Consider the following 24,536-nt stretch of genomic DNA (forward strand, 5'->3'; position numbering starts at 1 on the left):
CGCTAGAAAAGCTGAATTAATTCATCAGCCAGTAAGAATGGCTCTTTTCTATAGGTGTTAGGCTGGTAGTTAGGAGCTTGTTCGATCAGTTGTGCAATATGTCTGGTATTATGGCAAACCAAGGCAAAGTTATGCTCGGTAATATACTGTGCCAAGTCTGACTGATGTTTATCAACTCTTTCTACATTGGGTACTACGATACATTTTTTCCCCATCTCCAGCAGCTCAAATACCGTACCTGCACCTGCGTGGGTAATAATAAGATCTGCATTAGCTAAGCATTCTGAAAAACGCTCAGCAAAGCTAAAATATTCACCATTAACTGGGGTATAGCTACCACTACCTATTTGAAATGTTGCGTGACAGTGTGGATATGATTTCACTGTATTATCAACGTCTTTTATTAGGCTATCGAACGAAGAAGAGCCAACGGTTACTAAAATATTCATAATCTACCGCAGTATCTTGCATTTTTGTATAGACGGAGCTGCTCTTTATTTTGTACCCAAAATTCATTACTCAGCTTAGACATTAATTTTCCGGTGAAAGAGCGGGTATAGAAGCGGCAAAAGGTTTCAATAAATACAACTTTTTTACCTTGTAGCCGAAGTAGTAGAGAAGGCAGTATAGCTATGCCTGGACCTGTCGAAATGATCCCGCTTACGCGATATTGACGACAGACTTTTAAGGTCGTAACTATCGCTTTCATCGCTCCATACATGGCCATGCTGATAGATTTAATACGGTTTTGTTTGTGGCGTACATCACCGAGGGTATAATGTTCTACACCTTGGTGAAGAGCAGAAGGGCCCAAAGAGATAAAAGTTAGGTTGGAGTCAATAAGGTGTTGGAAAAGTAGACTCATTTCTTTTTTATGCCCACCTTCACCATAGGCAAGGATGACAACCTTTTGTTTCGACATAGTTACTGCTTTTTACTTAATTTTGTAGTGATCCCAAAATACTTACGTATTTTTACGGTGATCCGCCAAATGCGGCTCATCACATAGAAGTATACGAGATTTGCAGCAATAAAGCTCCAAAACATCACATAATCTGGAATATCAAGTGACTCAGCGATGACCCCAACTGCGGCAAATAGTAAGGCAATGCTACAGATTGTCAGTAGCGCTTGCCTAGATGAAAGCCCTAAACGCATCATGATATGGTGAAGGTGCTCCCTGTCAGGCATAAAGGGAGATTGCCCCTTCTTGATCCGTCTCATTATAGTAGAGAGCGCATCCATGATAGGGATTGCCGCTATCCATAATCCGGTTACAGCACTAAATGAACGCTGCTCACCTTGAGAGCCTTCAATTAACATCCAGACTACAGAAAAGCCTATAACTGTACTGCCTGCATCACCCATAAAAACTTTAAAGCGTTGGCCAAATGGCACACCAACGTTCATCAATATATAAGGAATAGTTGCTATTACAACAACAAAGCAAAAAGACAATAGCTGGGTGTGCCCAGACATAAAAAACAGTACAGACATTGCGCCGAATGTCACTGTTGCCATTCCTCCTAATAAACCATCAATACCATCTACCATGTTAAAAGCGTTGATTGCACCAATTACAGCGATAAAAGTCAGTAAATAGCCAAGATACGGGATGTTGAGCTCAATAGGAGCGATAAGTTGCCCAAGATCAATTAAGATTAGCTCTGCACTTAACATCATCACAAGAGACATTATGGCTTGTATGAGTAACCTGAGTTTGAAACTTAAGTCTTTTAAGTCATCCCACACACCAATTAGCAATAAAAAGCCAGCGCAGCCAAGATAAATATAGGAATGAGAGAGGGTAGTTGGAAACACATATAAATAGCTAAAAACAACAACAAATATTGATAAGCCACCGACCAAAGGGATGGTGCCGGAGTGTACTTTTCTTTCATTGGGGGTGTCTACAAGATTAATCACCTTTGCTAGTTTTCTAAAGAAAAACAAGCTGATGAATGTAGCAAAGAAAACGCTTAAATTATTTATTATCACTTGTAACAGCGCCTAAAGTTAAATTGAGCCAGTTAGTAAAAGTAGTCAAAGCTACTTTGTGGTTCGCTTTAAGTTCTAATATCGCAACAGCTCGGTTAGAACCATTACTGCATTACTAGTAGGTTACCAGTAATAAGTTAGTAAAAAAACTGCTTCCCCAGCGCATGATGGGCTACTTAATTAAGCGAACGGTTATTTTTGCCCTTGATAACACAGCCTACTTATCTCAGGCACCTTGAAAAACGAGTTAACAAGGTATAGTAGCGCATTGTGCTTTGTTAGTCACACTGGTTAGCTGTACTTAATGAGCAAATAGCATACACGAATAATCTAACCGCTTTCGTTTCTTTTTGTAAACAAACTTCAAAAATATGAGCTAACGGTAAGTACATATCGAGTAAAAGAAAAGCGTTAGCATAAATACAAGTCAGCGGCTTTGGCGGTTGCATTTGGCTACACTTAAACACCAAAAATGCTATTTTAATAAATCTTCCGTTTGTTATAATGCCCGCCTTTTAGTTAGCTAAAGTTGGTTGAGAAATTCCATGGAAAGTAATGTTGTAGCCACAGAACAAACGATAAACTTCACATTTGCAAAATTAATGCGATACAAATGGGTTGTGATTATTGGAACACTGCTTTCAGCCGCGCTCTCTGTATTGGTAGCGATGGAACAACCCAATAAATATACCGCTAAAGTTTATTTAGTACCATCTAACGCCAAAGAGGGCGGAGGGCTATCTAAGCTGGCTGGTCAGTTCGGTGGTCTTGCTAGTATGGCGGGAATTTCTCTTGGCGGCTCAGAGGGAAATGATGTTGATGCGGCGATTGAGTTTATGAAAAGTCGTGGCTTTTTGCAGCCATTTATTGACAAGCGCACCTTGCTTCCTGAAATACTCGCACTTGAGAAATGGGATTCAAATAATAACGGCTATATCTACAACCCGGAGCTTTATGATGTTGAGACAAAAACTTGGGTAAGAAGTGCTCCTCCTGGCAAGCAAGTTATTCCATCAGCATGGGAAGGTTATATTTCTCTGTTAGGTAGCATAGATGTTTTATATATGAAGAAAAAGGGTCTTGTAGAGCTAAAAGTCACTACGCTAGCACCTGAATTATCAGTGAATATAACCAACTGGCTGGTTGAAGACATAAATGAATTTTGGCGCACAAAAGATAAACACGAAGCTGAAGAAGCGATAGAGTATTTAAAACAAAAAGCCGCAGAAACCAGTGTTGCAGAGTTACGTACTGTATTTTACGAGTTAATAGCAGAGCAAACCCGTTCAAAATTATTATCGTCTATTGGTGACTACCACTTGGTAAAACCTTTGTCTCCTGTTATCTATCCGGAAGAAAAGTCGGGGCCATCACGTGCTCTGATCTGTTTAGGAATTACCTTTATCGGTGGCTTATTGTCTTTGATTGTTGCATTTATTCTAGCGCTTAGATCAAAGGCATAGTTGGTTATGACAATTACCTCATCCAGAAAACCGTGTGTACTGCTGACAAGCAACCAATATAAGCCAAATATAGGTGGGATTGAAAACTCGCTTTACCATCTTTCTCAAGAATATATCCAATTAGGATATGAGGTTATTATCGTTGCCAGCGATTTAAATCCTGAGAACAAGTCACTGCCGGACGTCGAAGTTGAAGATGGCGTAACTATTTATCGTTATAAAACTGGTCGTGATCAAGGAATTGGACGAGGGATAAAGCATATTCGCAATGCTATTTCACTTTATAAAACCGTACTAAAAAAACATGACCCTGTGCTTGCAGTTTGTCGTTTTCATTTCAATGTAGTGTACCTAAAGGCGTTGGGGTATCAAAACCTTGTATATTTAGTGCCAGGTGTGGTGGAAAATGAAACCAAGGCTAGTTTACGACAGCAAAGTACTATTCTAGGAAAAGTGAAAGGTTCGTTGTCTTTTTCTTTGCATAAATTAATGCAGCGCTGGGCATTTTCTTGCTCTGACAAGCTATTTGTATTTAGTGAAAATATGTTGCAGCAAGTCAGAAAAATTAACAAGGATAAAGCCATTAGAACGTGTAAACCTGGGGTAAGCTTATCACGCTTTAGCCTGGTTTCTCGAAGCGAAAAGCACCAATTAAGAGAACAATTAGGCGTTGCTGATAATGGTAAAGTGTTTTTATGTATTGGCCGGTTTGTAAAAGCCAAAGGCTTTGATACGGCAATTGAAGCATTACAGTTGCTAGACGGTGATGCAACGCTGTGGTTATTGGGGGAGGGAGCTGAAGAGAAGGAGCTTCGCGCCTTATGTAACCGCCTTAATGTGGACGACAAAGTTAAGTTTTTAGGACGTCAAAGTTGCCCCGAGGAGTATTATAAGGCCGCTGACTTTTTTATTATGTCATCAACTTATGAGCCGCTTGGGCAAACCATTCTAGAAGCCTTATCTTGCGGTTTACCGATAGTTGGAGCTTGTGCTAGTGACAAGGTGATCACAGCCACAAGCGAGATCCTATCAGATACTAACAATATACTACTCGACGCACATTCTGCGGAGTCATTTGCCGAAGGGATGAATACCTTTATGGCGCTTGAGGATAGTGATTACGCCGAGCTACAACAGCAAAATAGAGCATTAGCAGAGCAAAAATTTAGTTGGAATAAACTGGCTAGGGAGTTAGCAAGTGAAGACTAAATTACAATACCTCATACTGAAAATTGCGAATCGCTTTATTAGGTCAGCGCTGTTGCAGGAGAAAGTTGATAAGTTAGGTTATACGCTGGTTATGGATAAGTACCGTGCTCAAGGTGCTGAAATTGGTGAAAATACCATCATTATTGATACCAAACTATCCTCATCTAGTAAGGGGGATCGTTTTTTTATTGGTAGAGACTGTACTATTACAGGGGCAACGTTACTCGGTCATGATGCTTCTCCAACGCTTTTTATTAAAGAGCTTGTTATTCATCCTGAAAGTTATAAAAAAGGTTCAAGACGCTCGTATCGGTCGCCAATCACAATAGGCGATAATGTATTTATTGGTTGGGGGAGTATCATTTTACCCGGTGTGAACATTGGCAATAACTGTGTTATTGGTGCTGGCAGTGTTGTAACGAAAGATATTCCTGAGGGGATGGTAGCAGCAGGCAACCCTGCTAAAGTGATAAAAACCACAGCAGAATATGTGAGCACATATAAAGCTACGTTCGAAAAAGAACCCGGTAATTTCTGATGTTGAAGCAGTTTTTTGTCAGTAATGAAGCCCCATCTCTTGCGCATAAGTTGTGCTTGCTGATGATGAGCGTCTACTTACTTGCGGATATTGCTGCGGGCTTTACGGTGATCCAGCTTGGCGTCAACCTTAAGTTGTCGTTACTATATAAACTACCATTAACGGTGTTGATTCTAGTGCTCGTGTTACTGCTGGACGCCAGGTATTTTGTTGCTTTACTCTCTTTGCTGGCAATACTCCTTATTGGCCCTATTTTTCAGCTTGCCAATGAAGCAGATGGTGGAGCGTTCATTAATGATTTTTCAAATGTATACAAGATGCTTATGCCGATATCCATTTTTGTATACTTTGGTCTGTTATCAATACGCTGGAAGTCATTCACTGCCAAGTGGTTAGAAAAGATCCTACTTACCAACTTTGCAATATTATGCTTTAACCTATTACTCGGTGCACTTGGTTTTGGCCGCTCTAGTTATGAACTCAGAGATGGTGAAACAGCAGGTTCCAATGGCTATATTTATGCTGCAAATGAGTTAGGTGCAACAATGGTGGTACTGTTTTCTTTTGTGCTGCATATTTGTTGGAACAACCATCGTCGCTGGTATCCTGTACTTTCGTTGTTTACTGTGCTTTGTGGTTTACTGGTAGCAACCAAAACAGCCATGCTTGCAGCGGCATTACTGGTTTTTGTTATTCCGTTGGCCAATGAAAGAGAGCGCTTTTTTCAGATGACAAAGCTTAAGCTCTACACGCTGGTTCCGATGACAATAGGTGTTGTTATTATTGCACTGGTTATTACCGACTTACTTGAAGCGTTAGGCTTGTATGATCGCTTTATGTGGGTGCTCAGTCAAAAGGGAATATTAGGCATAGTGTTATCCGGCCGAGATGAATATGCACGAGACTTGTTGGTGGTCTATGTTGACTACTTAGCGTTTTGGCAACAGGCCATTGGAGTCGGAACTGCTGGTATTGCTGAGTATCTTCCGATTAAATATGCCGCCGAAATTGATGCGGTGGACGTGCTGGCCTATTTTGGCTTTTTTGGGTTATTAATTTGCTTTGCCTTTTATATATTAACGTTCGTTAAGGCAGCCTCACAGTTTGTTAAATGTGAGGCTGTTTACAGTCCAAGTGTTGTTGTCGGTACATTTATTTTGCTATTTTTAGCACAATTAAGTGGCCACGTTTGGATTTCTGGTACGCTAGGGATATCATTTGGGTGTTTTGTTTCATTATTATGGGTTGATAATGAGAAAAGGAGTAACTCGTGAGTTCATCTTTACCCCTAGTTACCGTATGGATCCCAACTTGTAATCGACTGTCATTGCTGAAACGGGCGGTAAAGTCGGTACAAAATCAAACATACAAAAATGTAGAGCTGTTTATAGTTGATAATGGTTCTACGGATGGAACCGTAGAGTACCTAAAACAATTAGCTACTGATGATCAACGAGTTCGTTATCATTGTTTTGAAACCAATCAAGGGGCATGTTCTGCAAGAAACTATGCCATTCAACATGCACAAGGTGAGTATGCCACTGGACTAGACGACGATGATGAGTTTTTACCGTCGAGAGTTGAAACATTACTCAATGCGTTTGATGAACGGTATGCTTTTGTTTGTAGTGGTTATATTTGGGATTATGGCAAAATTCAGCGAGCGTTATTAGATTCAGATTTGGTAATTAATATCAAAACTCAGCTCAACTTCAATCAAGCATCTAATCAGGTATTAGCAAAGCGAACGCGTTTAATTGAGGCTGGTTTGTTTGATGAGTCTATGGTGTCATCTCAGGATTGGGAACTTTGGACCAGAATGATCTTAAAATATGGTGCGGCTATTCGTATTAGTACACCGACATATATAGTGCATACGGCGCATGATAAGCCAAGAATTACAGACAGTTTAAATAACCGAGTTGTTGGCTTTGAACAGTTTTATGAACGTTATGGGCATTTGATGTCTAACACCAACAAAAAGTGCTTTAATTTTTTGGTGCACTACAGTAAAGGGCAAAGGGTGAGCTTTGGCACTGTAATAAAGTTTTTTACCCCTGCAATTGCAACAAAATTATTAAGAGCTTGGCTTGCCTCTTTGTTTCCCAAGTTGGCAAGAAAGCGCTTAGAGCTGTTTAAAAGGGATTAGAGTGAGTAAAATCTGTTTTATTGCCAATTTATTTCCTTCTGAAAAAGATCCTTCGTTTGGCAGCTTTGTTGGTAAAAACTACGAACAATTGAAAAGCCAAGGAAATGATATCGTAAGTAAAGTCGTGATTGATTATCGTGCTTCGGGTATGGATAAATTACGTTGTTATCTGCGCTTTATTGGCCGTGGTATAAGAGCGATTGCTAAGCGAGATTATGATTATATCTACTTTCACTATCTTACTTACTCCACGCTTTGCTTATTGCCTTTCTTGCTCGTTAATAGACCTAGATATGTGGTCAATATTCATGGTGATGACCTAGTTGGTGATACACCAATACATAAGGTAATGGGATCTACCTCCAAGCTGGTATTGAAATATAGTGCTGCTGTGATTGTGCCTTCTTCTTTTTTTAAAGCGACACTTTTAGAACTACACCCATGGTACGACAAAGACAAAATTATCGTCTCGCCATCTGGCGGTGTGGATTTTTCGCTGTTTAAACCTGAAGCTGTTGCCCCTAAGTCAGGGTTTACACTTGGCTATGTGTCAAGAGTCGATGAGGGTAAAGGCTGGCAAGAGCTATTAGAGGCATTGGCCATATTAAAACGATCGCGACCTGAGATATTAGAGGGCTTTAAGCTAAAGATGTTTGGTACAGGGGCTCAGGTGGATGCACTAAATACTCAAATTGAAGCACTTGAATTAACGTCACTCGTTACTTATTTTGGCGCGTTAAAACCACAAGAGCTTGCCAACAAATACTGTGAGATGGACGCATTTATCTTCCCAACACATAGAGAAAGTTTTGGTTTAGTTGCGGTGGAAGCGCTAGCTTGTGGCACGCCAGTACTCGCCTCTAATATTAGCCCTGTTAATGAGGTGGTGCTAGATGGCAAGAATGGTCTACTCTTTGAGGTTAAAAATGCCAATGCTATCGCAGCAAGCATTACAAATATTTTAACGATGAAGAAGCAAGATTTTGCAATGTTATGTGCCCATACTCGAGAGTCTGTAAAGCACTATAATGCTACGCAAGTTGCTAAACAGCTAGAACAAGAGCTTAAAAAGCGACTATCAACTTAGGAATTACCGATGAAAATTGTAGTGGTAGGCACCGGATATGTGGGCCTTTCTAATTCGATACTATTAGCACAGCACAATGAAGTAGTAGCACTCGATATAGATGAAAAAAAAGTTGCGTTGATAAACGAAAAAAAGTCTCCCATTGTAGATGAAGAGATCAGTGATTATTTGGTGAATAAGGAATTAGACCTCAAAGCCACAACTGATAAAACACACGCGTATCAGGGGGCAAGTTATGTGGTGGTCGCGACACCAACAGACTATGACCCTGACACCAATTATTTCAATACTCAATCTGTTGAATCTGTGATAGCAGATGTGAAGCGCTACAATCCAGATGCCGTTATAGTTATAAAATCTACTGTACCTGTTGGCTTTACAGAAAAGGTGAGTGAACAGTTTGGTATGGATACCATACTCTTCTCTCCAGAGTTTTTAAGAGAAGGTAAAGCACTCTACGATAATTTGCACCCTTCACGTATTATTGTGGGAGAGCGCTCTAAGCGAGCAGAAGTATTTGCAGGGTTATTGCAACAAGGTGCCGTAAAAGCGCATATCGACGTTTTGTTCACTGATTCAACTGAAGCTGAGGCCATTAAGCTATTCTCTAACACTTATTTAGCAATGCGTGTAGCGTATTTCAATGAATTAGACAGCTACGCAGAGTCGCACGGTTTAAACTCTAAACAAATTATTGAAGGCGTTTGTTTAGATCCAAGAATTGGCGATCACTATAACAACCCATCTTTTGGTTATGGTGGTTATTGTCTACCAAAAGATACTAAACAACTGCTTGCTAACTATAAAGATGTGCCGAACAACATTATTCAGGCGATTGTTGATGCAAACACAACAAGAAAGGACTTTATCGCTGAGTCTGTTTTAAAGAGCAAACCTCAAGTTGTGGGGATATATCGCCTAATAATGAAGTCTGGATCAGACAATTTTAGGGCTTCTTCAATTCAAGGGGTAATGAAGCGCATTAAAGCTAAAGGCGTGGAAGTAATAGTTTATGAGCCCGTACTAGAAGCGGAGACTTTCTTTAACTCTAGAGTGATAAATAACCTAGAACAGTTCAAAAGTAGCTGTGATGTAATTATTTCTAACCGAATGGTTGGTGAGTTACAAGACGTTACCGAAAAAGTCTACACAAGAGACTTATTTGGCAGCGACTAGGCTTTACGGAGTTGAAAATATACGTATAATACAAGGCCTACTTAGTTAGGCTTTTTTATTTAGGGAACTGAACGCATGGAATGCTGGTATTTACTCTATTGTAAACCAAAACAAGAATTTAGAGCACAGTCTAATCTAAAAAATCAGGGGATCGTCTCTTGCTTCCCGACTATCACCAAGCGTAAAACCGCCAGTGCAAGGTCTGCTGTGCAGCCGCTGTTCCCTAGATATCTATTTGTTAAGCTAGATCCACATTCTTCACACTTTTCTGCGGTAAAACATACCCGCGGCGTTGCTGACTTTATTCGATACGGTACAGATCTTCAAATTGTACCTGAAGAATTAGTTATGGAGCTCATGAATAAAAATGAAACACCTGTAGAGTGTGATTTCAAAGAAGGTGATCTCGTACAGCTAACTGAGGGATGTTACCGGGATGTGCAAGCAATTTATCAGCAACCAGACGGTGAGATGCGCAGTATTTTACTGATTAAACTACTCAACCAATATACAAAAGTTGTTGTAGATAACTGCACAATAAAAAAGGTACAATAGAAACTTCATCCTTTATTCTTATTTATATGTTGCAAGAAAGGTGTAATCTAACTTCTGCGATACAATATAGTCATGGCTTGAAGTCCCTAAAACAGTGATGTTAAGCCATTTTTCCCTATAAATTAGGTGTGACTTTACCTACCGTTACTAAATTGTGCGGATAGTAGGAGCGAGTTTACCTGGCGATCTTTTATTAGTGAGAGCCTTTATCTCACACCATTTTGTAGTATGGTCGCAATCACGGTAGACCTCACTGTACACTGTTATGGCAGGAGTAGGAGCGAGTTTACCTCGCGATAAAAAGCCGATGTAAAACGGTTCAATACGTGCGGCCATAGAGCCATTCAGCATTTAGGAGCTGCAACCTAAGGGCGGAAGCGTGCCTAAATCTCAGATGCAAAAGCACTTTGTTACTGGCACGGTAGGTGCGAGTTTACCTCGCGATAAAAAAGTCGGTGCAAAACGGTTTAATACGAGATGGCCATTGAGCCAATCAGCATTTAGGAGCTGCAACCTAAGGGCGGAAGCGTGCCTAAATCTTAAATGCAACAGCACTTTGTTAGTGGCATGGTAGGTGCGAGTTTATCTCGCGATCTTTTATTAATGTGAGAGCCTTTATCTCACGCCATTTTGCAGTATGGTCGCAATTACGTTAGACCTCACTGCACACTGTTATGTCAGTAATAGGAGCGAGTTTACTTCGCGATAAAAAGCCGATGTAAAACGGTTTGATACGATATGGCCATAAAGCCAATCAGCATTTAGGAGCTGCAACCTAAGGGCGGAAGCGTGCCTAAATCTTAAATGCAACAGCACTTTGTTACTGGCACGGTAGGAGCGAGTTTATCTCGCGATCTTTTACCATGTTGAGATGCTTTATCTCACAGCTCTTAACAGTAACTGCAGAATACACGAGCCGAACCAACAGTACGCTGTTACAGAGGTCGGTAGGAGCGAGTTTACCTCGCGTCTTTACCATGTTGAAATGCTTTATCTCACAGCACTTAACAGTAAATGCGTAGTACACGAGCCGCTCCAACTGCACGCTGGTTACTGAGAGCGGTAGGAGCGAGTTTATCTCGCGATCTTTTACAATGTTAAGATGCTTTATCTCACAGCTCTTAACAGTAACTGCAGAATACACGAGCCGACCCAACTGCACGCAGGTTACTGACAGCGGTATGAGCGAGTTTATCTCGCGATCTTTTACCATGTTGAAATGCTTTATCTCACAGCTCTTAACAGTAACTGCAGAATACACGAGCCGATCCAACTGCACGCTGTTACAGAGGTCGGTAGGAGCGAGTTTACCTCGCGATCTTTTACCATGTTGAGATGCTTTATCTCACAGCTCTTAACAGTAACTGCAGAATACACGAGCCGAACCAACAGTACGCTGTTACAGAGGTCGGTAGGAGCGAGTTTACCTCGCGATCTTTTATCATGTTGAGATGCTTTATCTCACAGCACTTAACAGTAAGTGCAGAATACACGAGCCGACCCAACTGCACGCTGGTTACTGACAGCGGTAGGAGCGAGTTTACCTCGCGATCTTTTACAATGTTGAGATGCTTTATCTCACAGCTCTTAACAGTAACTGCAGAATACACGAGCCGAACCAACAGTACGCTGTTACAGAGGTCGGTAGGAGCGAGTTTACCTCGCGTCTTTACCATGTTGAAATGCTTTATCTCACAGCTTTTAACTGTAACTGCAGAATACACGAGCTGATCCAACTGCACGCAGTTACAGAGGTCGGTAGGAGCGAGTTTACCTCGCGATCTTTTACAATGTTAAGGTGCTTTATCTCACAGCACTTAACAGTAAATGCGTAGTACACGAGCCGCTCCAACTGCACGCTGGTTACTGAGAGCGGTAGGAGCGAGTTTATCTCGCGATCTTTTACAATGTTAAGATGCTTTATCTCACAGCTCTTAACAGTAAATGCGGAGTACACGAGCCGACCCAACTGCACGCTGGTTACTGAGAGCGGTAGGAGCGAGTTTACCTCGCGATCTTTTACAGCATCGCAGCCGTTAACAGTTATTGTGATATTTGAAGTAATCAAAAAACAAAGCCAAATATAAACAAGTCACAGGTATAACGCTTATCGTCATTAAATAATGAGAAAGCACATAATAGAGTGAGATATTACGTAAAACCCAGTACTCGCTTGCGATTAACTAACGTGCATGCTTTAATTAGCCGACTACACTTTTATTGTCTTAATACTATTTAATAAAGGGCAATAAAAGCAATTAAAAGAAAAGATTATAAAACTTTTGGGAAGATACAATGGCGCTACGCTGTAAAACGATTATTGCTTCGGCAGTACTGTTGACGATGAGTGGTTGTACACTCATCCCTGGTGGTCACTTTGAGGGAATAGGCTCAGGAGAGCAAACTGCAAATCTTGAACGCGATCTAGAAAAAGTAAACATTCACATCATTGACTCACAGTTGGTACAAGAACACAAAATCAAACGTGCCAAAGAGATAGACCGCTCATCACTGGCAGGTGTAGATGTTTCAAACTACGAATATCGCCTCGGAGTAGGTGATGTAATTACCATTGGTGTATGGGATCACCCTGAGCTAACAATTCCGGCTGCAGTTCAAAGAACCGCAGAATTTGATGGCTTCCGAGTTCAAGCTGACGGTACTATCAACTTTGCATACGCACCCAAAGTTCCTGCCGCAGGAAGAACAGTGAGTGAACTAAGAGCTGATATTGCAAAGCGACTAAGCCGAGTTATTGAAGAGCCACAAATCGACGTTAAAGTGGTAGGTTTTAGAAGCCAAAAAGCGTATGTCACTGGTGAAGTAACCAAACCTGGCGTATATCCGATTACAGAAACTCCGGTCACTTTAATTGATGCTATTAACCAAGCTGGCGGTTTAACAAAAGATGCTGATTGGGAAACTGTTACCTTTACTCGCGGTGATAAGACAGAAACGATTCAATTAGACGACTTTTACGCGCAGGGGGATATTTCGCAAAATCGCCTATTAAAGCACGGCGATATTGTACACATTAGCCGCAATGACAAGCGTAATGTATATGTGCTGGGTGATGTGATAAAAGCGGGTAAAGTCGATGTAAACCGCTTTGGCCTTAGCCTTGCTGAAGCGTTGACTGATGCCGGTGGTTTTAACGAACGTACCGCAGATGCAAATGGTATTTTTGTATTACGTAAGCGCGATTTCCAAAAAGATGGTGTGCTTGCAGATGTATACCAGCTGCATGCAAAAAATGTAGCGTCATTGGTGCTTGCCGAGCAATTCGAATTACAACCACAAGATATCGTTTACGTAACCAGTGCGCCTCTTGCTCGCTGGAACAAAGTTATCAGCCTATTATTGCCGTCACTTTCAACAGTGGACGCAATTCAAGATATTGACAACCAATAGTGTGAAAGCTCATGTTTGATAGTGTGTTAATGGTTTGTGCGGGTAATATTTGCCGCAGCCCAACCGCTGAATATGTATTAAAAAGCAAATTAGCGGGTAAAAATATTCAAGTGTCATCAGCAGGCTTAACCGCGCTGGAAGGTAAATCAGCTGACGCGATGGCACAAGAACTGACTAAAGCACAGGGGATCGACATGAGCCCGCACCAAGGGCGCCAGTTAAATAGCGCTCTAGTTGCTCAAAATAGTCTACTCTTAGTGATGGAGCATAGGCATCTTGATGACCTATGCAGCCGTTACCCTCAAGCTCGTGGCAAAACGTTTTTACTCGGAAAGTGGATAGGAGACAAAGAAATTCCCGATCCCTACCGCCAGTCTAAAGAAGCATTTGAACACGTATATCAGCTTATCGACAGCGCCTGTGGTGCTTGGCAACAGTATTTATAAGGAATTAAGAGTATATGAATGCTCAGCCAAATCTAATTTCTGCGCAAAAACCGAAACAAGAAGAATCCCAAGAAATTGACTTAATGGCACTTTTTGGTGCACTTCTCGATGCCAAATGGTTCATTGCAGGCGTAACTGCACTGTTTATGCTACTCGGTGTGGCATATGCCATATTCAGCACACCTATCTACCAAGCAACAGCAATGGTACAAGTAGAGGAAAAGGGGGGCTCAGTACCAGGCTTTGACGACATGTCTGGTATGTTTGAAAGCACATCAGAGGCTGTTACTGAAATTGAGTTACTGAAATCGAGAAGTGTTGTGGGTGAAGCCGTCGATACACTCCAGTTGGATATAGTTGTTGAGCCTAAGCTCTTTCCTTTATTCGGCAATCGCGCATTTCGCAATTTTATAGCGTTGAGTGAGGGCGAAGTTGCTGAACCAAGTTTTGGAGCTAAGTCTTATGCTTGGGGTGGTGAAAAGGTAGAAATCCACCGATTCCGAGTACCTAAAAGTGCTGAGGAGCTAGAGTTCACTCTAAAAGCACAATCTCAAGAAAGCTTCTCACTCTACGATGAGGATGGAGAGAAAGTACTGTCAGGCAAAGTAGGGGAAGAAATAAAATTAGGTGAATTTGAGTTAGTGATTAAAGCGTTAATTGCGCGACCTGAAACCGAATTTAGCATAGTAAAGCGTAACCGGCTACAAACGATACTAGATCTACAAGAAGAAATTTCTGCATCTGAAAAGGGGAAGGATTCTGGGATCATCAATCTAGCGCTTCAAGATAAAAGCCCTGATTATGCAGAAAAAGTCTTAGACAAAGTTGCCAGTATTTATGTTCGCCGTAATGTTGAGCGAAACAGCGCAGAGGCACAGCAGTCACTTGAATTTTTAGAGGTGCAGCTGCCAGAAGTTAAGCGTAGCCTAGAGCGTGCTGAAAAGGCATTTAACGACTATCAAATCCGCCAAGAATCCATTGACATTAGCTTAGAGACTCAAGGTGTACTCGAGCAAATCGTTACGCTTGAAACTAAATTACAAGAACTTGAATTAAAGCGCTTAGAGCTTAGTCGTAAGTTTAAACGTGAGCACCCCTCATATCGTGGTGTGGTGGAGCAAATAGATACGGTAAAGCGCCAGCGCAATGAACTTACTGGTGAGGTACAGGGGCTACCTGAAACGCAAAGAGAGCTACTACGCTTAAAACGTGATGTTGAAGTAAACAATGAAATTTACACCTTGCTTCTTGCTAAGACTCAAGAGCTAGATATAGTGCGCGCAGGCACGGTTGGTAATGTTCGTATTGTTGACTACGCAGAAGTAAATACAACGGAGCCAGTAAAGCCGAAAAAAGCTCTCATTGTGGTTGTAGCGACTTTACTAGGTGGTATGCTCGCTGTTGCCATTGTTTTGATTCAAAAAGCGATGCATAAAGGGATAGAAGACCCAAGCGAAATAGAAGCCTTAGGTATGCCTGTGTATGCAAGCGTTCCATTTTCTGACTACCAAGTAAAGCTGACTGGTTTTGCCAAGGCGCGTAAAGGTAAAATCGCAAAAGCAAAATCTATTTTAGCGATTGATAACCCAGCGGACCTCTCTGTTGAAGCGCTGCGAAGCCTGCGTACTAGCTTACATTTTGCGATGCTAGAGGCTAAAAATAATGTAATAGCCATCTCCGGCCCAAGTCCAGGTGTTGGTAAGTCATTTATCACTGTAAACCTCGCAACTGTGTTAGCGCAAAGCGGCAAGCGTGTATTGGTGGTTGATGCCGATATGCGTAAAGGCTACCTACAAACACAGTTTGGCATGAAGTGGGATGACGGATTAAGTGATTACTTGTCTAGTCGACTAAACTTAGCCCAAGTGATTAAGCCGACTCAGGTTGAAGGTTTGCATGTAATGACACGTGGTCAAATACCACCTAACCCTTCAGAGCTTTTAATGCATCAAAACTTCAGCAAATTAATAAGTGAAGTGAGCAAAATGTATGACTTAGTCATTGTGGATACCCCTCCTATTTTAGCAGTAACTGATCCTGCAATAGTTGGTGCTCATGCTGGTACTACTTTATTGGTGACACGGTTTGGCCAAAACCACATAAAAGAACTTGAAATTACACGAAATCGTTTTGAACAAAATGGTATTGATGTAAAAGGCGTTGTATTTAATGGTGTGGTTCGTAAGTCAATGAATGCCTATGGGTACTATGGCTACTATAACTACGAATATAAGAGCGATAAATAAATTATGATTGGCTGCAGGCTCGAAGCCCGCAGCTTAAAACTTACAGCTTAAAATTTTTAAATGGAATAACAATGGAAATCTCCAAAGCCCGTATGACTCACCTAAAGCAACTAGAAGCTGAGTCAATTCATATTATTCGCGAAGTGGCTGCAGAATTCGATAATCCAGTAATGCTTTACTCTGTCGGTAAAGACTCTGCAGTAATGCTGCACCTAACCATGAAAGCGTTCTACCCTGCTAAACCGCCATTCCCTTTAATGCATGTTGATACAACATGGAAGTTTAAAGAAATGATTGAGTTCCGCGATAAAATGGCTAAAAAGTTGGGTTTTGATTTGCTTGTGCATATTAACCAAGAAGGTGTAGATGCCGGTGTTGGACCATTTACTCACGGCAGTGCTAAGCATACGGATGTCATGAAAACGCAAGGCCTAAAGCAAGCGCTAGATAAATACCAATTTGATGCCGCTTTTGGTGGCGCACGCCGTGACGAAGAAAAGTCACGTGCTAAAGAGCGTGTTTACTCATTCCGTGATAAAAACCACCGCTGGGATCCTAAAAATCAACGTCCAGAATTATGGAATACTTTTAACGGTAAAGTAAATAAAGGCGAGAGCATTCGTGTGTTCCCTCTGAGTAACTGGACCGAGCTTGATATTTGGCAATACATTTACCTAGAAAATATCGATATTGTACCACTTTACCTAGCGGCAGAGCGTCCAGTTGTTGAGCGTGACGGTACTTTGATTATGGTTGATGATGAGCGTATGCCACTAAATGAGGGGGAAGTGCCAATGAAAAAAATGGTCCGCTTTAGAACCCTTGGTTGTTACCCTCTAACTGGTGCCGTTGAGTCTAACGCCACAACACTGCCTGAAATTATCCAAGAAATGTTACTCACCAAAACCTCAGAGCGCCAAGGCCGTGTAATCGACCACGATTCATCAGGCTCAATGGAGAAAAAGAAAATGGAAGGGTATTTCTAGAGCGCATAGTAGTGCTTCGTGCCTCAAGCTATGAGCTGCGAGCTTAAATATACAGTTCTGAATTTTAAGATAGTAACAAAATTGATTAACAGGGATAGTTATGAAATACGAAAATTTAGAAGTTTGGCAGCGCAGTTTTCGCTTGAGCGTAAATATTTATAAAATATTTGAGCACCTAAAAGATTTTGGCCTTAAAGAGCAAATGTGTAGAGCTGGCGTTTCTGTTCCTAGCAATATAGCTGAAGGTTTTGAAAGGGAGTCTGATAAAGAAAAGGTTCGCTTTTTAATAATTGCAAAAGGCTCTTTAGGTGAATTAAAAACACAGGTAATGATTGCAACGGAAATAGCTTATATTTCAAAAGAAAATAGCTTAAGGATTGTTACAGAGTGTGAATTAATTGGAAAAATGCTAGGTGGCTTAATTAGAGCAATCAAGAATTGCTCGTAGCTCGTAGCTCGTAGCTTATAGCTTATAGCTTATAGCTTATAGCTTATAGCTTATAGCTTAAGTAAGGACTTAAAATGACCGACCAAACCAAACCAAACCTTCTTGAAACAGATATCGAAGGTTACTTAAAACAACACGAAAACAAAGATCTACTACGCTTTTTAACCTGTGGTAATGTTGATGACGGTAAATCAACGTTAATTGGTCGTTTATTACACGACTCAAAATTAATTTTTGAAGATCACATGGCGGCAATCAAAAACGACTCAAAAAAATTTAACACTACAGACGAAGAGTTCGATTTAGCATTACTTGTAGATGGTCTACAATCAGAGCGTGAGCAAGGCATCACCATTGATGTAGCATACCGCTATTTTGCGACCGAAAAGCGTAAGTTTATTATTGCTGACTGCCCGGGGCACGAGCAGTACACACGCAACATGGCAACGGGTGCCTCTAACTGCGACTTAGCCATTGTGATGATTGATGCCCGTAAAGGGGTACAAACACAAACTAAACGCCACAGCTATATTGCATCACTACTAGGCCTAAAACATGTAATAGTAGCCATTAATAAAATGGACTTAGTAGTTTACAGTCAAGATGTGTACCGTCAAATTAAAGCGGATTACAAAGCCTTTGCTGAGCAATTAGATATTCCAGATGTGCGCTTTGTGCCGATCTCGGCCCTTAAAGGCGATAATGTTGTAGATAAAGGTAATAACCTTGATTGGTACCCAGGTTCAACCCTTATGCAGCTGCTTGATACAGTAACCATTAGTGACGATAAAAACTTAGATACATTCCGCTTACCTGTGCAGTATGTAAATCGTCCTAATTTAGACTTTCGCGGTTTTTGCGGCACCATTGCCAGTGGCATTATTAATGTTGGCGACCAAATTACAGCATTCCCATCAGGTAAAACATCGTCAGTCGAGCGTATTGTTACTGCCGATGGCGATTTACCAAGCGCCTTTGCTGGCCAAGCAATTACATTAACCTTAAAAGACGAAATTGATATTTCGCGTGGTGATGTAATTGTACGATCAACTGCAGACCAAAAACAGCTACCCACAACCAGTTCAAACTTTGCAGCAACTATTGTGTGGATGGCCGATGCTGCAATGCAGCCAGGTAAAGAGTATGAGCTCAAAATAGGTACTAAAAATACCTTTGGTAAAATCAGTAATATTAACCACCGAATCGATGTAAATACCTTACAGCAAATTGATGCCAGTGAATTACAATTAAATGAAATTGCTAATTGTATTATCGAGACTGCTGCACCAGTGGTTATTGATCAATATAGCCAAGTAGTGGGGACGGGATCGCTCATTATTATCGATCGCTTAACCAATGTAACGGTGGGTGCTGGTATGATCACAAATACGATGCTCGAAGCCCACAGCCCGCAGCCTATAGCCCGTACATATACGGATGCCGAAATTGCCTTAAACAAATATATACGAGAGCATTACCCTGAGTGGGGATGTTGTGAGGTATTAAAATAAAATGCTTGGCTCGTTTCGTTTTCTTTTAGCATTAATGGTTGTGGTGCAGCATTTATTGTCTATACCCCACTTAGGTCACTTTGCTGTCCATGGTTTTTTTATTCTAAGTGGCTTCTTGATGACGTTAATTATGCATAAATCATATGGCTATACTTTAAGTGGAGTAAGAGGTTTTGTAATTAATCGGTTTTTGAGGTTATTTCCTACATATTGGTTCTACCTTATATTAACGCTATTATTTATTCTTTTTGTGGGTGAAGATTTTTCGATACAATATAGGTATTTTATTTATTTTCCTAACTCACTAGCTGAGTGGCTTCAAAATGCAACAATGCTTTTTATTTCCACATTCCCTGGAACAGTTGAACCAAGGCTTTTACCAGCCACTTGGGCGTTAACTGTTGAACTCCTCTTCTATTTTTTTATTGCTATTGGTGCGTCTAAAAGTAGAAAAATATCAATTGTCTGGTTGATCATTAGTTTAGGATACTACAGTTATACGATTGCTTTTAATTTAGGTTATGAGTACAGGTATAACTTTTTCTTTGCTGGCAGCTTACCTTTTTCGATTGGTGCCGTAATTTTTCACTACCATGAAAATTTTAAAAAATATGAGTTAGAAAATAGAGTCGTCAGTTTGTTTGTATTGTTTTTAATAAATATAATAGTGTTACTGCTACTTGATTTGCTTGAGGCGTTTGAAGATTGTTTGGGTTTGTTTTATGTGCTTAATTATGTGATTTCATCGTTAATTATAATCTCACTTTTTAATGTTAAGTTGGGAGGTAAGGAGAGAATAAAAATAGATAAGTTTCTTGGTGATTTAAGCTATCCAATATACTTATCACACTGGTCAGTAGGAATGATTGTTTCATATCTTTTATTTTTAAATCCGTCACAAGGGCGCTCAGCTGAGAATTTAATTGTTTTTATTGTTACAGTGTTCGTAAGCTGTGTTTTAGGCTGGTTCTCTTCAACTTTTATTGACAAAAAAGTGGAAAAAGTTAGAGGAAGTTTCAGAAAGTTAGGTTGAATTTGTCTTGATAAAAGCTAAATATAATTTTTATAGGAAAGAATGATGAGTAGCCAGTTATATGATTATATAATTGTTGGGAGTGGGCTTTTTGGTTCTGTATTTGCCCATGAAATGACAAAAGTAGGTAAGAAATGTTTAGTTATTGAAAAAAGAGAACATCCAGGGGGGAATATTTATACTGAAAAAGTTAATGGTATAAATGTTCATAAATATGGAGCTCATATTTTTCATACAAATGATGAGGATGTTTGGGATTATATCAATCAGTTTGCTTCTTTTAACAATTATGTCAATTCCCCAATAGCTATTTATAAAAATGAACTTTATAACTTACCCTTCAATATGAATACTTTTAGCAAGCTTTGGGGGGTAAAGACCCCGCAAGAAGCAAAAGAGGTAATAAATCAGCAAATTGAAGCATCAGGGATAAAAGAACCGAGAAACCTTGAAGAGCAAGCCATATCTATGGTGGGCACTGATATTTATGAAAAACTAATTAAAGGTTATACAAAGAAGCAGTGGGGACGAGACCCAGTCGATTTACCTTCTTTTATTATCAAAAGACTACCGTTGAGATTTACTTACGATAATAATTATTTTAATGATAAGTATCAAGGTATCCCTGAAGGAGGATACTCAAAAATCATAGATAAGCTATTAGAAAATGTGGAAGTTAAATTAAATACTGACTTTTTAGATAATAAAGAAAGTTATGAAAGAATGGCAGCAAAAATTGTTTATACAGGGCCAATCGACGAGCTTTTTGGCTACCATTATGGAAAGTTGGAGTATAGAGGCCTGAGGTTTGAAACGACTCTACAAAATATTGAAAACTATCAGGGTTGTGCCGTAGTAAACTATACAGAGGAAAGTGTTCCATACACAAGAATTATAGAGCATAAGCACTTTGAGTTTACAAAAACAGAACAAACAATTATCACTAAAGAGTTCCCATCCGAATGGAAGCTTGGGGATGAGCGTTATTACCCTGTAAATGATGAGCAGAACCAAGAGCTGTATAATAAATATAGAAAAATGGCTAAGTCTAATGAAAAGTATATTTTAGGTGGAAGATTAGCTGAGTATAAATATTATGATATGCATGTTGTTATTCGAAGCGCTTTAAACTCGGTAAGGAAGGAGTTGGAATTTGAATAAGCTGTATGTTATGTGCTTTTATGAAAGTAATGCTCGTTACTTTCACCACTCAGAGAAATACTTTATAGAAAAAGCCGTGGAGCTAGTTTATCTGTGTATGTACCCTTCTGCAGCTTATTACTGTAAAATTAATAGGTTAAACTATATTTATGCGCCAGATGCTGCAAGGGAAAATTATAAGAGTGATATAAAGACTTTATCCGAAAAGGAAGTTGAGCAATCTATTGTTTTTCACAAAACACTTTTACCACAACTAGAGAATAACTTTAAATTAACTGCTGAACAATACGCGCAGTTTTATGATGATATTTTCGCAAATGAGAGTTGTTTAGGTGCCGTTATTATTGGTGATGTTAGGGTGTTTTCTTCAACAGCAAAAATAATTTCTCAGAAAAGATCAAAAAAAATTATATATTTTGAACCAGGTCCTTTTGGTACAATGATTTTTGATGAAAAAGGTGTAAATAAAAACATGGAAATATCTAAGTTTGATTGCCATGAAATTACGCTAGGTACGAGTTCTAATGAAATTCTAAGTGAATTTTATACAGTTAATTCTTGTAAGAAATATTTTGAAGGTGATTTTTTCGCATACTTTCGTAAAATTCCAGATGTTTTTTTAAGTGTTCCTCCATTTTTTATGAGAAAAGCTCTTCTTGTCGAATTGCAAACCGGGGAAGGCTTGACTGATTCCTTGCCATATCTAGTTAGCCGTATTGTATCTAAACAGCCGAAAGCTATTAAATATAAATCACCAGATAGATTTATTTTTTTTCCTCTACAAGTACCGTGTGATGTACAGATTATAATGAATAGCCCACATTTTCGGTCGATTAAATCAATGCTTTCGGAATTAATATCAAACTTACCTGATGGTTATAAATTAATCATAAGAGAACATCCTATGAATCTGGGGAGATACGGTAAGGACTTCTATCAAATAATTACAAATAGTGAAAATGCTATACTTGATAACTCAACTTCAATTGATAAATTGATAAAAAATGCAGACTTAGTCGTAGTGTGTAACTCAACTGTAGGGGTTGAAGCTCTTAGAACAGATACTGAAGTGTTTACATTAGGTGATTCATATTACCGTTCGTGTACTCATTTTTATGATCCTACTTATAGCCTGAAGGAGCAGCTCTTATTCGCAATTGAAAACCCTATAACAAGGGAATTTAAAAATAACTACTTGTCAAAATTATATAGAGATTATTTAATAAAGGATAATTATAAAAATGAAAAATATTTTAACTTAGAAAAAATGGTAGAACGTTTGTGTGGTTTTTATGCTTAGTCTGGTTACTCACTCTTCGATGGTTCTCATAAAGTCTGGTCTGCTTTTTTCTTTATTTCTCTCTTTTTTTAATTCTAGAGTGTTGAGCTTTTTACTCTTTTTGTTTTTATTATTGTTTATGGCGATTGTTTTAAATAGCGGATTGATCGTTAGTCATGATTCTGTTGTTTATTACATTCCATTTTTTCAAGTTGAAACTTGGAGAGAGTTTGAACCGGGATTTACTTTTATAAATTACATTTTTAGGTCTGCTGGTTTAAGTGCGGAAAGTTTTATTTACTTTATTGGGACATTTTCACTTTTTATTTTTTTGACTTCAATATGGAAATTGACACGAAGCTTTCCGTTGTTTTATTTGATGTTATTCCTTGCTTTTTGTACGCTTAGTTTTAATTTTTTAGCTACTGGCCTTCTTAGGCAGTATCTTGCATTTTCAATAATTTTATTAGGTTGTTCTTTCTTTTACTTTGGCAAGAAAGTTAAATTTTTCTTATCTCTTTTTGTTGCTACAACAATTCATTTTTCTTCTTGTTTATACTTTTTTGTTATTTTTGTTTTTAAATTAAGGTGGGTTAACAAAATTCTCATTTTAATTTTTGCGTTTTTGTTTTCTTTTTTTTCTAAAGATGTGGTGTTGATTTTATTGAATAACATTCCTTACATTGATAATAACATTTATGTTAAGTCTTTGGTTAGAGTTCTTGGTTATTCTGATAAGAACGTTGTACATGAGGATTATTTTTTTAAATATTTTTTTGTTTTTATATCTTTATTAGCTGTGGGTATGGGAAAAGTTTTTTTTAGCGTTAGTGAAAACGGTGAAAAGTTAATAAATGTTCTGTATTCGTTTTCTGTTTGTGGGTTTTTAGTTTCTTCTGCTTGCTACTTCGCGAGTGAAGCGTCAATAAGAGTACTTTATGGTGTAGCTATTTTGTCAACTTTGAGTTTTGCGGCGCTGCTCATGAATTCTAATTTAAAGAATCGTATGGTTATTGTGGGGTTAGTCTGCATTCCATTTTTTTTCTACTCATTTTTATCCCATAATTGGATTGTTGGTTTTGTTAATAGGTATGTGTGATGCTATTGAAGAGTGTAAAGTATTTTGTTTCTATAAACGGTAGGGTGGAAAAGGTATTTCGAGCATTTCATCACTCCCTTCCTCTACATATTAAGCTAAAACTATCAAGAAGGTTTCAAAGCGCATACACCAGTTTGGAAGATGAAAACAAGATCATCTTTATTCATATACCCAAAGCAGCAGGTAATGGTATAACTCAATCATTATTCGGTAAGCCCTCTTCAGGTCATTACTTTTTACAAAAGTATCATGATGATGATGAATTAAAGTTTAAGTCATATAAAAAGTTCACTGTTGTTAGAAACCCATGGGATAGATTTGTTTCAGCATTTCATTATTTACACTCCGAAAAGGGGGGGATAGGTGTTTGGGATAACGAGTTTAAAAAGCTATATTTAAAGGATATAAAAACATTCAAGGAGTTTATTGATAAGATGATAGCTGACCAGGCTTATAGAAAAAAAGTAATGAACTGGACTCACTTTATCCCTCAAACCGAGTTTTTCATCTTAAACGGTAATGCCGATCTAAGCCTTTTAGATTGTGTGTGTCGTTTTGAATATATAGAAAGTGACTTTGAAAGCTTGAAATCAGCTCTAGGGAAAGATGCTTCTGAACTTAAAAAGGTAAATAAATCTCAGCATAATCATTTCAAAGATTACTATAATGAAGGGTATATGGTGGATTTTGTTGGTGAACTGTATGCTGAGGATATTCAGCTTCTGAATTACGAGTATTAAT

General features: G+C 39.2%; 22 protein-coding genes. 19 read left to right on the top strand and 3 right to left on the bottom strand.

All coding sequences use genetic code 11. The features are described 5' to 3' along the window. Positions 1 to 2: 2 nt before the first annotated feature. From pssE to wecA, 3 genes are read right to left on the bottom strand one after another with little or no spacing between them, the layout of a single operon-like run. On the bottom strand, positions 3 to 449 hold the full coding sequence (gene pssE / locus F9Y84_RS04340) for a PssE/Cps14G family polysaccharide biosynthesis glycosyltransferase (RefSeq protein ID WP_128731069.1): 447 nt from the start codon (positions 447 to 449) through the stop codon (positions 3 to 5). After that, positions 446 to 922, bottom strand: coding sequence for a PssD/Cps14F family polysaccharide biosynthesis glycosyltransferase (pssD, locus tag F9Y84_RS04345; protein ID WP_147389401.1), 477 nt, complete (start codon positions 920 to 922; stop codon positions 446 to 448). The genes pssE and pssD overlap by 4 nt, the downstream gene beginning before the upstream one ends. 2 nt (positions 923 to 924) lie before the next feature. Continuing rightward, positions 925 to 1,998: a UDP-N-acetylglucosamine--undecaprenyl-phosphate N-acetylglucosaminephosphotransferase gene (gene wecA / locus F9Y84_RS04350; protein WP_208723405.1), complete on the bottom strand. Its 1,074-nt coding sequence runs from the start codon at positions 1,996 to 1,998 to the stop codon at positions 925 to 927. A 545-nt stretch (positions 1,999 to 2,543) separates the two neighbouring features. On the opposite strand from wecA, the gene F9Y84_RS04355 reads away from it, so the two are divergent. The 19 genes from F9Y84_RS04355 (at position 2,544) to F9Y84_RS04445 (ending at position 24,535) form a co-directional block, all read left to right on the top strand. Further along, positions 2,544 to 3,461: a Wzz/FepE/Etk N-terminal domain-containing protein gene (locus F9Y84_RS04355; protein ID WP_147389400.1), complete on the top strand. Its 918-nt coding sequence runs from the start codon at positions 2,544 to 2,546 to the stop codon at positions 3,459 to 3,461. A 6-nt stretch (positions 3,462 to 3,467) separates the two neighbouring features. Beyond that, positions 3,468 to 4,670, top strand: a complete 1,203-nt coding sequence (locus F9Y84_RS04360; protein ID WP_147389399.1) for a glycosyltransferase family 4 protein — start codon at positions 3,468 to 3,470, stop codon at positions 4,668 to 4,670. After that, positions 4,660 to 5,208: a DapH/DapD/GlmU-related protein gene (locus F9Y84_RS21975; RefSeq protein ID WP_244297236.1), complete on the top strand. Its 549-nt coding sequence runs from the start codon at positions 4,660 to 4,662 to the stop codon at positions 5,206 to 5,208. The genes F9Y84_RS04360 and F9Y84_RS21975 overlap by 11 nt, the downstream gene beginning before the upstream one ends. Then, positions 5,208 to 6,482 (top strand): O-antigen ligase family protein, encoded by a 1,275-nt coding sequence (locus F9Y84_RS04370; protein ID WP_147389398.1) that lies wholly within the window; start codon positions 5,208 to 5,210, stop codon positions 6,480 to 6,482. Before F9Y84_RS21975 ends, F9Y84_RS04370 begins: the two co-directional genes overlap by 1 nt. After that, a complete protein-coding gene (locus F9Y84_RS04375; protein ID WP_147389397.1) occupies positions 6,479 to 7,357 on the top strand; it encodes a glycosyltransferase family 2 protein in 879 nt (292 codons plus the stop codon). The genes F9Y84_RS04370 and F9Y84_RS04375 overlap by 4 nt, the downstream gene beginning before the upstream one ends. A gap of 1 nt (position 7,358) precedes the next feature. Continuing rightward, positions 7,359 to 8,444 (top strand): glycosyltransferase family 4 protein, encoded by a 1,086-nt coding sequence (locus F9Y84_RS04380; RefSeq protein ID WP_147389396.1) that lies wholly within the window; start codon positions 7,359 to 7,361, stop codon positions 8,442 to 8,444. Positions 8,445 to 8,453: 9 nt separating this feature from the next. Then, entirely contained in the window at positions 8,454 to 9,620 is a 1,167-nt protein-coding gene (locus tag F9Y84_RS04385; protein ID WP_147389395.1) for a nucleotide sugar dehydrogenase, read from the top strand. 75 nt (positions 9,621 to 9,695) lie between these two features. Then, the gene (gene rfaH / locus F9Y84_RS04390) at positions 9,696 to 10,175 is read left to right on the top strand and encodes a transcription/translation regulatory transformer protein RfaH (protein ID WP_147389394.1); all 480 of its coding nucleotides are present in this window, start codon (positions 9,696 to 9,698) and stop codon (positions 10,173 to 10,175) included. A 2,295-nt stretch (positions 10,176 to 12,470) separates the two neighbouring features. After that, on the top strand, positions 12,471 to 13,586 hold the full coding sequence (locus F9Y84_RS04395; RefSeq protein WP_147390215.1) for a polysaccharide export protein: 1,116 nt from the start codon (positions 12,471 to 12,473) through the stop codon (positions 13,584 to 13,586). 11 nt (positions 13,587 to 13,597) lie between these two features. Beyond that, a complete protein-coding gene (locus tag F9Y84_RS04400; protein ID WP_125254061.1) occupies positions 13,598 to 14,032 on the top strand; it encodes a low molecular weight protein-tyrosine-phosphatase in 435 nt (144 codons plus the stop codon). 14 nt (positions 14,033 to 14,046) lie between these two features. After that, a complete protein-coding gene (locus tag F9Y84_RS04405) occupies positions 14,047 to 16,278 on the top strand; it encodes a polysaccharide biosynthesis tyrosine autokinase (RefSeq protein ID WP_147390214.1) in 2,232 nt (743 codons plus the stop codon). 71 nt (positions 16,279 to 16,349) lie between these two features. Continuing rightward, a complete protein-coding gene (gene cysD / locus F9Y84_RS04410; RefSeq protein WP_147390213.1) occupies positions 16,350 to 17,264 on the top strand; it encodes a sulfate adenylyltransferase subunit CysD in 915 nt (304 codons plus the stop codon). A gap of 100 nt (positions 17,265 to 17,364) precedes the next feature. Next, on the top strand, positions 17,365 to 17,712 hold the full coding sequence (locus F9Y84_RS04415) for a four helix bundle protein (protein WP_147390212.1): 348 nt from the start codon (positions 17,365 to 17,367) through the stop codon (positions 17,710 to 17,712). Between the two features lie 74 nt (positions 17,713 to 17,786). Further along, on the top strand, positions 17,787 to 19,223 hold the full coding sequence (gene cysN, locus F9Y84_RS04420) for a sulfate adenylyltransferase subunit CysN (protein ID WP_147390211.1): 1,437 nt from the start codon (positions 17,787 to 17,789) through the stop codon (positions 19,221 to 19,223). A gap of 1 nt (position 19,224) precedes the next feature. Then, entirely contained in the window at positions 19,225 to 20,256 is a 1,032-nt protein-coding gene (locus F9Y84_RS04425) for an acyltransferase family protein (RefSeq protein WP_147390210.1), read from the top strand. Positions 20,257 to 20,301: 45 nt separating this feature from the next. Next, entirely contained in the window at positions 20,302 to 21,417 is a 1,116-nt protein-coding gene (glf, locus tag F9Y84_RS04430; RefSeq protein WP_147390209.1) for a UDP-galactopyranose mutase, read from the top strand. Beyond that, a complete protein-coding gene (locus tag F9Y84_RS04435) occupies positions 21,410 to 22,717 on the top strand; it encodes a capsular polysaccharide export protein, LipB/KpsS family (RefSeq protein WP_147390208.1) in 1,308 nt (435 codons plus the stop codon). Before glf ends, F9Y84_RS04435 begins: the two co-directional genes overlap by 8 nt. 19 nt (positions 22,718 to 22,736) lie before the next feature. Next, positions 22,737 to 23,795, top strand: a complete 1,059-nt coding sequence (locus F9Y84_RS04440; RefSeq protein WP_225740770.1) for an EpsG family protein — start codon at positions 22,737 to 22,739, stop codon at positions 23,793 to 23,795. Continuing rightward, positions 23,795 to 24,535: a sulfotransferase family 2 domain-containing protein gene (locus tag F9Y84_RS04445; RefSeq protein WP_147390206.1), complete on the top strand. Its 741-nt coding sequence runs from the start codon at positions 23,795 to 23,797 to the stop codon at positions 24,533 to 24,535. Before F9Y84_RS04440 ends, F9Y84_RS04445 begins: the two co-directional genes overlap by 1 nt. Position 24,536 lies beyond the last annotated feature (1 nt).

Origin of the sequence: Pseudoalteromonas peptidolytica, from assembly GCF_012641745.1 — a bacterium.
Lineage (GTDB): Bacteria > Pseudomonadota > Gammaproteobacteria > Enterobacterales > Alteromonadaceae > Pseudoalteromonas > Pseudoalteromonas peptidolytica.

Excerpts from the sequence above, each read along its gene's own strand:
- pssE (WP_128731069.1), bottom strand. The coding sequence starts at position 449 with ATGAATATTTTAGTAACCGTTGGCTCTTCTTCGTTCGATAGCCTAATA.
- pssD (WP_147389401.1), bottom strand. The coding sequence starts at position 922 with ATGTCGAAACAAAAGGTTGTCATCCTTGCCTATGGTGAAGGTGGGCAT.
- F9Y84_RS04355 (WP_147389400.1), top strand. The coding sequence starts at position 2,544 with ATGGAAAGTAATGTTGTAGCCACAGAACAAACGATAAACTTCACATTT.
- F9Y84_RS04360 (WP_147389399.1), top strand. The coding sequence starts at position 3,468 with ATGACAATTACCTCATCCAGAAAACCGTGTGTACTGCTGACAAGCAAC.
- F9Y84_RS04370 (WP_147389398.1), top strand. The coding sequence starts at position 5,208 with ATGTTGAAGCAGTTTTTTGTCAGTAATGAAGCCCCATCTCTTGCGCAT.
- F9Y84_RS04385 (WP_147389395.1), top strand. The coding sequence starts at position 8,454 with ATGAAAATTGTAGTGGTAGGCACCGGATATGTGGGCCTTTCTAATTCG.
- rfaH (WP_147389394.1), top strand. The coding sequence starts at position 9,696 with ATGGAATGCTGGTATTTACTCTATTGTAAACCAAAACAAGAATTTAGA.
- F9Y84_RS04395 (WP_147390215.1), top strand. The coding sequence starts at position 12,471 with ATGGCGCTACGCTGTAAAACGATTATTGCTTCGGCAGTACTGTTGACG.
- F9Y84_RS04400 (WP_125254061.1), top strand. The coding sequence starts at position 13,598 with ATGTTTGATAGTGTGTTAATGGTTTGTGCGGGTAATATTTGCCGCAGC.
- F9Y84_RS04405 (WP_147390214.1), top strand. The coding sequence starts at position 14,047 with ATGAATGCTCAGCCAAATCTAATTTCTGCGCAAAAACCGAAACAAGAA.
- cysD (WP_147390213.1), top strand. The coding sequence starts at position 16,350 with ATGGAAATCTCCAAAGCCCGTATGACTCACCTAAAGCAACTAGAAGCT.
- F9Y84_RS04415 (WP_147390212.1), top strand. The coding sequence starts at position 17,365 with ATGAAATACGAAAATTTAGAAGTTTGGCAGCGCAGTTTTCGCTTGAGC.
- cysN (WP_147390211.1), top strand. The coding sequence starts at position 17,787 with ATGACCGACCAAACCAAACCAAACCTTCTTGAAACAGATATCGAAGGT.
- F9Y84_RS04425 (WP_147390210.1), top strand. The coding sequence starts at position 19,225 with ATGCTTGGCTCGTTTCGTTTTCTTTTAGCATTAATGGTTGTGGTGCAG.
- glf (WP_147390209.1), top strand. The coding sequence starts at position 20,302 with ATGAGTAGCCAGTTATATGATTATATAATTGTTGGGAGTGGGCTTTTT.
- F9Y84_RS04440 (WP_225740770.1), top strand. The coding sequence starts at position 22,737 with ATGGTTCTCATAAAGTCTGGTCTGCTTTTTTCTTTATTTCTCTCTTTT.
- F9Y84_RS04445 (WP_147390206.1), top strand. The coding sequence starts at position 23,795 with ATGCTATTGAAGAGTGTAAAGTATTTTGTTTCTATAAACGGTAGGGTG.